This is a genomic window from Terrabacter ginsenosidimutans, from assembly GCF_039539425.1.
GTDB classification, from domain to species: domain Bacteria; phylum Actinomycetota; class Actinomycetes; order Actinomycetales; family Dermatophilaceae; genus Terrabacter; species Terrabacter ginsenosidimutans.
On the sequence record NZ_BAABDC010000002.1, the window covers coordinates 129,020 to 140,271 of the forward strand.

Annotated in this window: 13 protein-coding genes; 6 read left to right on the forward strand and 7 right to left on the reverse strand. The window is 71.8% G+C overall.

Annotated features, from left to right (window positions below; all coding sequences use genetic code 11):
• Nucleotides 1–64: 64 nt before the first annotated feature.
• A complete protein-coding gene (locus tag ABD831_RS06580; RefSeq protein ID WP_344943352.1) occupies nt 65–430 on the reverse strand; it encodes a hypothetical protein in 366 nt (121 codons plus the stop codon).
• 120 nt (nt 431–550) lie between these two features.
• Here ABD831_RS06580 and ABD831_RS06585 point away from each other — a divergent pair, with 120 nt between their 5' ends.
• Nucleotides 551–1,948 (forward strand): M16 family metallopeptidase, encoded by a 1,398-nt coding sequence (locus tag ABD831_RS06585; protein ID WP_344943354.1) that lies wholly within the window; start codon nt 551–553, stop codon nt 1,946–1,948.
• A complete protein-coding gene (locus ABD831_RS06590) occupies nt 1,945–3,333 on the forward strand; it encodes a M16 family metallopeptidase (RefSeq protein ID WP_344943357.1) in 1,389 nt (462 codons plus the stop codon). The genes ABD831_RS06585 and ABD831_RS06590 overlap by 4 nt, the downstream gene beginning before the upstream one ends.
• On the opposite strand, the gene ABD831_RS06595 is transcribed toward ABD831_RS06590, so the two are convergent.
• The 5 genes from ABD831_RS06595 to ABD831_RS06615 form a co-directional block, all read right to left on the reverse strand.
• Entirely contained in the window at nt 3,320–3,925 is a 606-nt protein-coding gene (locus ABD831_RS06595; RefSeq protein ID WP_344943360.1) for a GNAT family N-acetyltransferase, read from the reverse strand. The genes ABD831_RS06590 and ABD831_RS06595 overlap by 14 nt on opposite strands.
• 55 nt (nt 3,926–3,980) lie before the next feature.
• Nucleotides 3,981–4,772 carry a histidinol-phosphatase gene (gene hisN / locus ABD831_RS06600; protein WP_344943363.1) on the reverse strand — a complete coding sequence of 264 codons (792 nt, stop codon included), beginning with the start codon at nt 4,770–4,772 and terminating at the stop codon, nt 3,981–3,983.
• Nucleotides 4,773–4,837: 65 nt separating this feature from the next.
• A complete protein-coding gene (gene rsgA / locus ABD831_RS06605) occupies nt 4,838–5,884 on the reverse strand; it encodes a ribosome small subunit-dependent GTPase A (protein WP_344943366.1) in 1,047 nt (348 codons plus the stop codon).
• On the reverse strand, nt 5,881–7,254 hold the full coding sequence (aroA, locus tag ABD831_RS06610) for a 3-phosphoshikimate 1-carboxyvinyltransferase (protein ID WP_344943369.1): 1,374 nt from the start codon (nt 7,252–7,254) through the stop codon (nt 5,881–5,883). Before aroA ends, rsgA begins: the two co-directional genes overlap by 4 nt.
• A gap of 31 nt (nt 7,255–7,285) precedes the next feature.
• On the reverse strand, nt 7,286–7,816 hold the full coding sequence (locus tag ABD831_RS06615) for a DoxX family membrane protein (protein WP_344943373.1): 531 nt from the start codon (nt 7,814–7,816) through the stop codon (nt 7,286–7,288).
• A 147-nt stretch (nt 7,817–7,963) separates the two neighbouring features.
• Between ABD831_RS06615 and ABD831_RS06620 the strand changes: the two genes are divergently transcribed.
• Genes ABD831_RS06620 through rsrA form a run of 4 tightly spaced genes read left to right on the forward strand, consistent with a single transcriptional unit; the run spans nt 7,964 to nt 10,627 of the window.
• Nucleotides 7,964–8,818 carry an SOS response-associated peptidase gene (locus tag ABD831_RS06620; RefSeq protein ID WP_344943376.1) on the forward strand — a complete coding sequence of 285 codons (855 nt, stop codon included), beginning with the start codon at nt 7,964–7,966 and terminating at the stop codon, nt 8,816–8,818.
• A complete protein-coding gene (locus ABD831_RS06625) occupies nt 8,815–9,456 on the forward strand; it encodes an alpha/beta hydrolase family protein (RefSeq protein ID WP_344943379.1) in 642 nt (213 codons plus the stop codon). The genes ABD831_RS06620 and ABD831_RS06625 overlap by 4 nt, the downstream gene beginning before the upstream one ends.
• A 17-nt stretch (nt 9,457–9,473) precedes the next feature.
• Entirely contained in the window at nt 9,474–10,328 is an 855-nt protein-coding gene (locus tag ABD831_RS06630) for a sigma-70 family RNA polymerase sigma factor (RefSeq protein ID WP_344943382.1), read from the forward strand.
• Nucleotides 10,325–10,627 (forward strand): mycothiol system anti-sigma-R factor, encoded by a 303-nt coding sequence (gene rsrA, locus ABD831_RS06635; RefSeq protein ID WP_344943385.1) that lies wholly within the window; start codon nt 10,325–10,327, stop codon nt 10,625–10,627. Before ABD831_RS06630 ends, rsrA begins: the two co-directional genes overlap by 4 nt.
• Nucleotides 10,628–10,710: 83 nt before the next feature.
• Here rsrA and ABD831_RS22225 read toward each other — a convergent pair whose 3' ends face one another.
• Entirely contained in the window at nt 10,711–10,785 is a 75-nt protein-coding gene (locus tag ABD831_RS22225; protein WP_369791897.1) for a 50S ribosomal protein bL37, read from the reverse strand.
• Nucleotides 10,786–11,252: the final 467 nt, after the last annotated feature.

An 11,252-nucleotide genomic window follows, 5' to 3' on the forward strand; every position in this document is an offset into this window, starting at 1 on the left:
GCAAAGTAGAAACAGAATAACTATCAGTTATGAGTGAGCGAAGTGCCGCGGCGGGTGCTCCCGCTCAGGGCCCGCCCACCACGCACACGACCGTTCCCGTACCGCCTTGGGACAGCGCACTCGTGAAGGCCCGTGTTGACCCGTGCTCAGCGCACAGGCGACGCACCGACGCGTCGTCCGTGAAGGCGTTCCGCTGCACGAAGACGACCTTGCCGAGGGAGGAGGGGTCCTCGCAGTCGACCGTCCGCACGTCGTCGGCGTCGTTCGCCGTGACGCACTGGCCGGCTGCGAGGTCGCGGGTGCCGTCGTCGAACGTCACCGCGCGAAACACCAGGAAGGCGAGGACGGCGAGCAGCAGCGGTCCGAAACGACGCACGGCCGCCGTCCTCGAGGCGCCCGTCCCGGTGCCGTCCGCGTCATGGGTGGACATGTGAGCTGGCTCCTGACGGTTCGGTGGCGGGTGCGCCCTGCGCACTCTCCGCGGGCCGATGGCCACCGTAGGCGATCGTGGCCCCTCATCTTTCCCGCTCCGTCGCATAAGGTCGAGCCCGTGACAGCGATCTCCTACCCGCTCGTCGAGCGCACGCTGGCCAACGGCCTGCACGTCATCGTCAGCGAGGACCACACGGTGCCCAACGTCGCGGTGAACCTCTGGGTCGGGGTCGGCTCCCGGCACGAGACCCCCGGCCGCACCGGCTTCGCCCACCTCTTCGAGCACCTCATGTTCCAGGGCAGCCGCAACGTCGCCTCGGGCGAGCACTTCTCGGCCCTCATGGACGAGGGGGCGCGACTCAACGCGACGACGTGGTTCGACCGCACCAACTACTTCGAGACGGTCCCCACCGGGGCCCTCGAGCTGGCCCTGTGGCTCGAGGCCGACCGGCACGGCCACCTGCTCGACGCCCTGACGCAGGAGAACCTCGACAACCAGCGTGACGTCGTGAAGGAGGAGAAGCGCCAGCGCTACGACAACGTGCCCTACGGGTCGGCGCTCATCGACATCTACGCGACCGTCTTCCCGCCGGACCACCCCTACCACCACCCGACGATCGGGTCGATGGAGGACCTCGACGCCGCGACGCTCGAGGACGTCCACGCCTTCTACCGCGCCCACTACGGGCCCAACAACACCGTGCTGACCCTCGTCGGCGACGTCTCGCCCGAGGAGGGGTTCGCCGCCGCCGAGAGGTACTTCGGCCCGCTCCCGGCGATCGAGCTGCAGCCGCGGGAACGCCATCCTCAGCTGCCGCCGCTCGCCGAGCCCGTGCACCTCGACAGGGTCGGCGACGTGCCCAACGACCGCCTCTACATCTGCTTCCGGCTACCGGTCGACACCACCCCCGACTACCTCGCGTGCCAGGTGGCCGTCGACGTCCTCGGCGGACTGGCCAGCTCGCGGCTCGTCCGTCGGCTCGTGCGCACCGACGAGACGGCTGTCGCCGTGGGCGGCTGGACCATGGGCCTGGTGGACGGCTCGGGACTCGGCACGATCACCGTGGACGTGTCCGCCGGTGCGGACGTCCAGGAGATCGAGGATGCCGTGTGCGAGGAGATCCGCCGGTTCGTCGACGAGGGCCCCGATGCCGCAGAGCTGGAGTCCGTCATCGCCGACACCGAGCGCTCGTGGCTCAGTGCACTCGCCAGCATCGAGGAGCGTGCCGACCACATCAGCCACCACGCGCTGCTGACGGGCGACGCGACCTACGTCAACACCTTCGTCGACCGCATCCGCTCCGTGACCGCCGAGCAGGCCAAGGCGGCTGCCGCGGCGTGGCTCGCCCCCGGGTCGCGGGCGGTCGTGCGCTACCTCACCGAGGCGAGCGGCGGTGTCGACGTGCCGACCCTGGCCGAGGACACGACGGCGACAGGCACGACCGAACCGACAGACACGACCGACACGACCGGCGCGGCCGCCACGACCCGCCGAGAGTCGGAGGAGGCCTCATGAGCACCGTCGCCCGCCCCGTCGTCGCGCCGCCCGAACCATGGCAGTTCCCCGAGGGCAGCACCTACGACCTGCCCAACGGTCTGCGCCTGATCACCTACGACGTCCCGGGCCAGTACGTCGTCTCGGTCCGGCTCGGCCTGCCGGTCTCCCTGCGTGACGAGCCTCGGCAGCGCGAGGGGGTGGCCTCCATCATGGCTCGCACCCTCGACGAGGGCACCGAGAACCACACCGCCGAGGAGTTCGCGCGGCTGCTCGAGCGCAAGGGCGTCAGCTTCGGTTCCGGAATGGCGGACGCCGGCCTCTCGATCGACCTCGACGTCGTCAAGGGCAACCTCGAGCCGGCACTCGACCTGTTGCGGCAGATCCTCACGGAGCCTGCCTTCCCGCAGGTCGAGGTCGCCCGCCAGGTCCGCACCCGGATCGCCGAGATCGAGCAGGAGCGCTCGATCGCCGCGCACCGTGCGGGACTCGAGTTCGTCCGCACCTTCTACGCGCCCGACGACCGGTCGTCGCGACCCACCGGCGGCACGCGTGACACGGTGTCCTCCATCACCAGGGACGACGTCGCCGCCTTCCACGCGGAGCACGTCGTGGCCTCCGGCGTGACCGTCGTCGTCGCCGGCGACCTCGCCGGCCTGGACGTGCCGGTGCTCGTCGAGGCGGCCCTCGGCGGGTGGGTCAAGGGGCCGCGCCACCGTGAGCGCCACCTCCAGCACGCCGCAGTGCTGGCCCCCGACCGCAGCCGCATCGTGCTCGTGTCGCGACCGGGCTCGGTGCAGACCGAGTTCGTCATCGGCGCCCCGGGTCCCGACCGGTCCGTCGAGGGCGGATGGGCGCCCTATCCGGTGCTCGGCTTCGTCCTCGGGGGCTCGCCGAACGCCCGCATCGACGCGGTCCTGCGAGAGGAGAAGGGCTACACCTACGGCATCCGGTCGAGCTTCCGCCCGCGCCGCCGTGGTGGTGTCTTCCTCACCTCCGGCTCGGTCCGTGCGGACTCCACAGCCGAGTCACTCCGTCTGCTCGTCGAGATCCTCGAGGGCGGCCGAGAAGGATTCAGCGACAAGGAGATCCGTTCCGGCGTCGACTTCATCTCCAAGACCGCCCCGGGTCGCTACGCCACCGCCGACGCCATCGCCGACGAAGCGGTCGGCATGGCGCTCGACGGTCGCACGACGGCCTTCACCACGGCCAACCTGCGTGATCTGGCAACGGTCGACCGCAACCGCGTCGATGCCGCCTACGCGAGGTTCACCGAGGAGGCCGGCATCGGTGTGGGCGAGCCGGGCGCCGGATGGACCGTCGTCATGGTCGGCGACGCCGCAGCGCACCTCGGGGCGGTCGAGGCCCTCGGCCTCGGCCCCGTCACCGTCGTCACCGACCCGTGACCCCTGCTTCCCCGCCGACGCGGCGCTCCATGACGTAGTCGTCCTCGTGGACGCCGCCGACGAGGAACCGCTTGGTGCCCACGCGCTCGAAACCGCTCTTGCCGTAGAAGCGCTGGGCCCGCTCGTTCTGCTGGTTGACGCCGAGCCACACCCCGTTCGCGCCGGACGCCCGCGCCCACTCAAGGGCCTGGGCCATGAGCAGCGCAGCGGCACCGGTGCCGTGCGCCTGTGGCAGCACGTAGATCTTCGAGAGCTCGACCGTCGGCCGGAGCCGGATGGCGGCCCGGACGTCGTCGTCGGACGGCTCGCCCCCGACGAGCATGGCGTAGCCCAGCGCGACGCCCGCGCGCTCGGCCAGGAGGACGTGACGGGCGGGGTCGGCGACGTAGTCGGCGAAACGCTCGGGCGAGAGGACCTCGCCGATGAACGCCTCGACCCGGCTCGGGCTCATCGATGGAGGGCAGGCGAGTCCGAACGTCGCCGCTGCGACCGCAGCGAGGGTGGGGACGTCGCCGGTGTGGGCCGGGCGGACCGTCGCGGGGGAGGCTGGCGAGCCGGACGGGTCAGACGAGTCGCCGACGTGGGTGGTCATGCCGAAAGGCTAAGCTGCGCAGGGCGACTCGCCCAGTGACGCCCAGGCACCGGTCTCACGCGGACGGCATCCCGATCCGGGAGAGCACCTCGTCGTGCAGCAGTCCGTTGGTCGCGAGCGCGTTGCCGCTCCAGCAGCCGTCGCGGCCGTCGAGGCCGGTGAAGCGGCCGCCGGCCTCCTGCACGATCGCGACGAGGGCGGCCATGTCGTGGACCGCGAGCTCTGGCTCGGCCGCGATGTCGGCGGCTCCCTCGGCGACGAGCATGTAGGACCAGAAGTCGCCGTAGGCGCGGGTGCGCCAGCAGTCGTCCATGAGGTCGAGGAAGTCGTCGCGGCGGCCGCGCACGCGCCAGCCGGCGAGGGAGGAGTACGACAGCGACGCGTCGCCGAGCCGGCCGACCTGCGACACGGAGATCCGGCGGGCGGACGAGAGCGAGCGTCCCGTCCAGGCGCCTGAACCGGTGGCCGCCCACCAGCGCCGCTGGAGGGCGGGCGCCGCCACGAGGCCGAGCACCGGCACGTTGTCGACGACGAGCCCGATGAGGGTGGCCCACACGGGCACGCCGCGCACGAAGTTCTTGGTGCCGTCGATGGGGTCGATGATCCAGCGGCGGTGGCCATGACCGGTCGTCTCGAACTCCTCACCCTCCACGGCGTCGCGCGGGCGCGTGCGCTTCAGCTGGTGCCTGACGACCTCCTCGGCCGTGCGATCGGCGTCGGTGACGGGTGTGAGGTCCGGCTTGCTCTCGACGACGAGGTCGGCGGCCCGGAAGCGCGCCATCGTCACCCGCTCGACGGCATCCGCGAGGACGTGGGCCAGACGGAGGTCGTCGTCGTAGGAGGTCACCGGGTCAACCTAGCGGCATCGGGCAGCGGTGGGGGACTGGGGCCGAGGGCGTATGCCGCTGCGGCTCAGTGCTCCTCGGTCGTGCTCCGACTGCTGAGCAGCCGTCGGAGCGACTCGAGCCGTGACGGGCCTGCGGGTCCGGCGTGCCCGCCCGCCACCCAGGCGTCGAGCGCGCACTCCTCCTCGTCGTGGGTGCACCCGCGAGGGCAGCCGTCCGTGCCCTCCGCCAGGTCGGGAAAGTGGTCGATGATGTGGTCGACGTCGATGTGGGCGAGTCCGAACGAACGGATGCCCGGCGTGTCGATGACCCAGCCGTCGTCGGAGCCGTCGGCGCCCCGGAGGCGCAGCGCGACCGCGTTCGTGGACGTGTGCCGCCCGCGTCCTGTCGTGTCGTTGACGATGCCCGTGGCTCGCAGGGCTCCGGGAACGAGGCCGTTGACCAGGGTGCTCTTGCCGACTCCGGAGTGGCCGACGAGGACCGAGACCTTGCCCGAGAGCTTGGCGCGCAGGGCGTCGAGCCCCGAGAAGTCGCCGTCCTTCCACGAGGTGACGACGTGCTCGACCTCGAGCGGCGTGTAGTTGGCGAGGAACTCGGCGGGATCGACGAGGTCGGCCTTGGTCAGGGCCAGCAGGGGTTCGAGGTCGGCGTCGTAGGCGGCGACGAGGCACCGGTCGACCATGCGTGGACGAGGCTCGGGGTCAGCGAGCGCGGTGACGATGACGAGCTGGTCGGCGTTGGCCACGATGATCCGCTCGTAGGGATCGGTGTCGTCGGCCGTGCGACGCAGGACGGAACGTCGCTCCTCGATGCGCACGATGCGGGCGAGCGCGTCGGGCCCGCCCGCCAGGTCGCCGACGAGGGCGACGTCGTCACCGACGACGACCCGGGTGCGCCCGATGTCGCGGGCCTTCATGGCCGTGACGACGCGCTCGGGCTCCTTCTTGCCGAGGACCCCCTTGGGGATGAGGCACGTGTAGCGACCGCGGTCGACGCCGATCACCATGGCGACCACCGCGTCGGCGTGCGCGGGACGCTCCTTCGTGCGGGGCCTGGACCCCTTGCGACTCGGGCGGACCCGGATGTCGCCCTCGTCGAGGTCCCGCCAGCTCATCGCGCGAGCACGACCGGGGCGGAACGGTCGAGCATGCCCCGCCACAGTCCGACGAAGTCGGGGAGCGTCTTGCGGGTCGTGTCGATGTCCTCGACGTGCACGCCGGGCACGCGCAGGCCGATGATCGCGCCGGCGGTGGCCATCCGGTGGTCGTGGTAGGTGCGGAAACGCCCGCCGTGCAAGCGCGCCGGCGCGATCCGCAGGCCGTCCGCGGTCTCGACCACCGTGGCTCCGACACCGCTGAGCTCCGCGGTCAGTGCCGCGAGCCGGTCGGTCTCGTGCCCGCGGATGTGGGCGACGCCGCGGATCCAGGTCGGGGTCGAGGCGAGGGCGGCGAGCGCGGCCACCGTGGGGGTCAGCTCCGCGGCGTCGTGCAGGTCGATGTCGATGCCGACGAGCTCGCCGCTGCCGACGACGGTGAGGCCGGAGCGGTCGAGCCGCACGTCGGCGCCCATGGTGTCGAGGATCTCGCGCAGGAGGTCCCCGGCCTGGGTCGTGTGCTGCGGCCACCCGGGAACGCGGACCGTCCCGCCGGCGACGAGCGCCGCTGCGACGAAGGGCCCGGCGTTGCTGAGGTCGGGCTCGACCGAGACGTCGAGGGCGTTGATGTCGGACGGCTCGACGCGCCAGGTGTTGGGCTCGCTGTCGTCGACGATGGCGCCGGCGTCGCGCAACGTCTCCACCGTCATGAGGATGTGCGGCTCGCTGGGCACCGGCTTGCCGTCGTGGTGCACCGTGACACCGTCGTCGTAGCGCGCGCCGGCCAGCAGCAGCGCCGAGATGAACTGCGACGACGCCGAGGCGTCCATCGTCACCGATCCGCCCGGCACGCGCCCGCGGCCGTTGACCGTCACGGGGAGGTGTCCCTCGTCGTCGTCGACGTCGGCGCCCAGGGCCCGCAGGGCGTCGATGACCGGACCCATGGGCCGCACCCGCGCCTGCGGGTCCCCGTCGAGGCGCACGGGCCCGTCGGCGAGAGCGGCGACCGCCGGGAGGAAACGCATGACCGTCCCGGCCAGGCCGCAGTCGATGCCGACCCCACCGGTCAGCGTCTCGGGCGGCGTGACGACCCAGTCGGGCACGTCGCCGGCCACCGCCTCACCCTCGGGCGCGACGTCGTCGATCCGCACCCCCAGCGACCGCAGGGCATCGGCCATCAGCAGCGTGTCGCGCGACCGGAGCGGGGCCCGGAGGCGCGACCGCTCGGTCGCCAGCGCGGCGAGGACGAGGTAGCGGTTCGTCAGGGACTTGCTGCCCGGGAGGACGACGGTCGCGTCGAGCGGGCCCGGCGCGACCGGAGCCGACCAGTCGGGCACCGTCGACGAGGTGCCGTGACCGGTCGTGCCGGTCGTGCCGGTCGTCACGGACATCGGGTGAGGCGCTGGATCGGTGGGGCTCAACTCAGCTCACGACGTCCTGTGCTCGGTGGGCGAGCAGGCGCGCCTCGCGCTTGGCGGTCCGCTGGGCGTGGCGGGCCTCGCGACGCGTCGTCCTCGTGGCGTGCTGGGCACGCCAGGCGAGGCCGGGGCGACCCTCGGTGTCGACGGCGGCGAGAAGCAGGCCACCGAGCAGGCCGACGTTCTTGAGGAAGAGGCTGCGGCTCTGCGCCTTGCGGGTCGGGTCGGTCTCCTCCCAGAACGCGTGCTCGATGGCCGTGGTCGGGACGACGGAGGCAGCGAGCACGGTCGAGGCGAGACGCGGCATACGACCCGTGGCGAGGAGGAGGCCCCCGCCCAGGAGGGCGGCACCGTTGACCCGGACGAAGAGGTCGGGGTCCTTCGCGGCTACCTCCGCCCCCGGAACCTGGCCCGGGACCTTCTGGAGCAGGTGGGCGGCCTGTGGGGTGCGGGCGGCGGGGTTGCGCAGGGCTTCGACCCCTGCCGCGACGAAGACGGACGCGAGCAGCGGGCGGGCGAGACGGCGGACGATCATACGGTTTCCTCCTCTGGTCGCAGCGCGCCGGAGCGCGCCGTGGCCATCGTGGACGTGTGGACACCTACGGTATCGACATACCCGTAGGTCCCGGGCGCACGCCCATGTCCGGACCGCTCGTGGGCGACCCGGCATACGCTGTGGCGCATGTGCGGGAGGTATGCCGCGAGCGCGCGGCCCGACGAGCTCATCGAAGCCTTCGACGTCGACGAGGACCACACCGGCGAGCCCGCGCGCAGCGTGCTCAAGAGTCCCCAGAGCCCACCGGCCGGTGAGCCCGACTGGAACATGGCGCCCTCCAAGCAGGCGCCCGTCGTGCTGACCCGTCGGCCCCGCGGTGACGAGTCGAGCGAGGACGCCGGCGACCAGGTCCAGCCCACCCGCCAGCTCCGGCTCCTGACCTGGGGCCTCGTGCCGTCCTGGTCCAAGGACGTCAAGATGGGGCTGCGCATGACGAACGCCCGCGCCGAGTCCGTCCTCGGCAAGGGCGCCTTCGCCAAGGCCGCCCTGTCGCGTCGGTGCATCGTCCCGGCGGAGGGCTGGTACGAGTGGCAGGTGTCGCCGACGGCCGTGGATGCCAAGGGCAAGCCGCGCAAGCAGCCCTTCTTCGTCCACCGCGCCGACGGTGCACCCGTCGCCTTCGCCGGTCTCTACGAGTTCTGGCGCGACCGGGAGCTGCCCGACGGGGACCCGGGCGCGTGGCTCACGACGTTCACCGTCATCACCACGGCGGCCGACCCCGGCATGGACCGCATCCACGACCGCCAGCCCCTCGTCCTCGAGCCCGCGCAGTGGGAGCAGTGGCTCGACCCCGAGGAGAAGGACCCCGGCTACGTCCAGAGCGTCCTCGAGTTCGCCGAGCCCGGACGTTTCGAGGCCTACCCCGTCAGCCGCGCCGTCGGCGCCACCCGCAACAACGGTCCGTCGCTCGTGGAGCCGGTTCCCGAGTCCGAGCTCGAGGGCGTCGTCGACCCGATGACGGGCGAGGTGCTCGGCGCATGAGCGCCCCGATCCGCGAGACCGTCCGCGAGATCGAGACGCCGGGAGGCCCTGGACGCGCCCACGTCCGGCGCCCGTCGAGTCCGCGCGGCACCGTGGCTCTGGGCCACGGCGCCGGGGGAGGGCTCGGCGCGATCGACCTCGCCATCGCCCGCGAGGTCCTCGTGGGTGCCGGCTGGGCCGTCGTGCTCGTCGAGCAGCCCTGGCTCGTGGCGGGCCGCCGGGTGGCCGGACGTCCGCCCACGCTCGACGCCGCCTGGGTGCCCATCGTCGAGGCGCTGCTCACCGGACGCGGCCGGCTGCCCAGGCCACTCGTTCTCGGAGGGCGCAGCGCCGGCGCCCGGGTGGCGTGCCGCACGGCCGGTCCACTCGAGGCGGACGCGGCCCTGCTGCTCAGCTTCCCCCTGCACCTGCCCGGGCAGCCCGACAAGCTCCGCGCGCACGAGCTCGCCCTCGCCCCAGACCCCTCCTGGGTCGTCCAGGGCGCGACCGACGCGTTCGGCACCCCGGACGAGGTGCGGCCGCACCTCCCGCACGGGACCACGCTCCTCGAGGTGCCGGGTGCCCACAGCTTCCCGCGCAGCTCCCGGAGTGCCCTCACGGAGGCGCTGACGCGCATCGCGGGAATGCTCCCCGGCTAGGCGTCGTTGCAGGGGGCATGGTCACCTGCCCCACCCGTGAGCCCGAGAGCGTCACGACCGTGCCCGCTGCGCGCGCTCTGCTGCCACAGCCCGTCGGTCTAGGCTGGGAGGCGATGGCAAAGGACAAGAAGACCGATCCGAGCGCCGCCGTGCGCCTTGCGGACCCCAGCACCGATCCCGCCGAGGCAGCCACGGAGCCCCTGCTCGGGTTCGGCACCGACCCCGAGGACGTCGCGCGTGCAGACGCGAGCGTCGACGTGGCGAGCGAGAGCGAGCCGCAGCGCCGGGCGCGCTTCGAGCGCGAGGCGATGCCGCTGCTCGACCAGCTCTACAGCGCGGCCCTGCGCACGACGCGCAACCCGAGCGACGCCGAGGACCTCGTCCAGGAGACGTTCGCCAAGGCCTACGCCGCCTTCCACCAGTACAAGCCGGGGACCAACCTCAAGGCGTGGATGTACCGCATCCTCACCAACACCTACATCAACAGCTACCGCAAGAAGCAGCGCCAGCCGCTCGAGTCCGACGCAGCCCAGATCGAGGACTACCAGCTGGCTCGTGCCGAGTCGCACACGTCGGTGGGCCTGCGCTCCGCAGAGGCGGAGGCGCTCGACCACCTCCCGGACAGCGACGTCAAGCGGGCCCTGCAGGCGATCCCCGAGGAGTTCCGCCTCGCGGTCTACTTCGCCGACGTCGAGGGCTACTCCTACAAGGAGATCGCCGAGATCATGGAAACACCCATCGGTACCGTCATGAGTCGCCTGCACCGGGGACGACGCCAGCTGCGCGAGCTGCTCTCGGAGTATGCCGCTGACCGCGGTTTCGCTGCCGCCGGCACCTCCGACGGCGCGGGCGCCGAAGGAGGTCGGTCATGAGCGACCACACGACAGCCGGAGCGTCGACGCCGAGCGGCGACGGGGCCTCGCGCACCGACTGCTCCGAGGCTCTGCTGCGGGTCTACGAGTACCTCGACGGCGAGCTCGGCCCCGACGAGTGCGCAAAGATCCAGGCGCACCTCGACGAGTGCGGCCCGTGCCTGAAGGAGTACGACCTCGACACGACGCTGAAGTCGCTCATCAAGCGCTCCTGCGAGTGCGAGCAGGCGCCCGAGGCGTTGCGGATGACGATCATGTCGCGCATCTCGATGACCGTCATCCAGGTCGACCGCGGTTAGGCCTGCGAGCCCACCCGACCGTCACCGGACACGACGAAGGCCCGCCCCGAGATGATCGGGTGCGGGCCTTTGACGTCTGCGGCTCAGGCGTTGGGCTTGCGGCCGTGGTTGGCGGCGTTGCCCTTGCGGGAGCGGCGCTTGCGGGCGCGCTTGCTCATCGTCGGCTCTCCTTGGTCCTGCGGGTGCTCGCGCCCGTTCGGGCACGAAGCCCCGATTCTTCCACATCGGCACCCGTGCACCCAATTCGGTAGCGACCCCGGCCCCTGAACCTTAAAATCTTGGTATAGATCCGTCCGTTACGGCCGGGTCTACTTCCGTGCGCATCCTTATTGTTGGCATCCTGAGCGCTGAGGGAAACCTCGGTTGTTCTGTGCTGCCGCGAGCACCGCCCCTCCATGGCGCACGCATCCGGAACATCAATGCAATGAAGGAGCCCCCAACATGTTCGCTGCCCTGCTCTCCGCCCTCGCCGCCAACGACTTCACGACGCGTGCGATCACCTACTTCGCCAACACGTGGACGTGGCCGGGCTGACCGACCCCGTGCGCTGACTGGTACCGGGACAGGTTGCGACCTGTCCCGGTGCCGTCGCGTTAGCGTGACCCAGTGAGTGAGCGTGACGGCC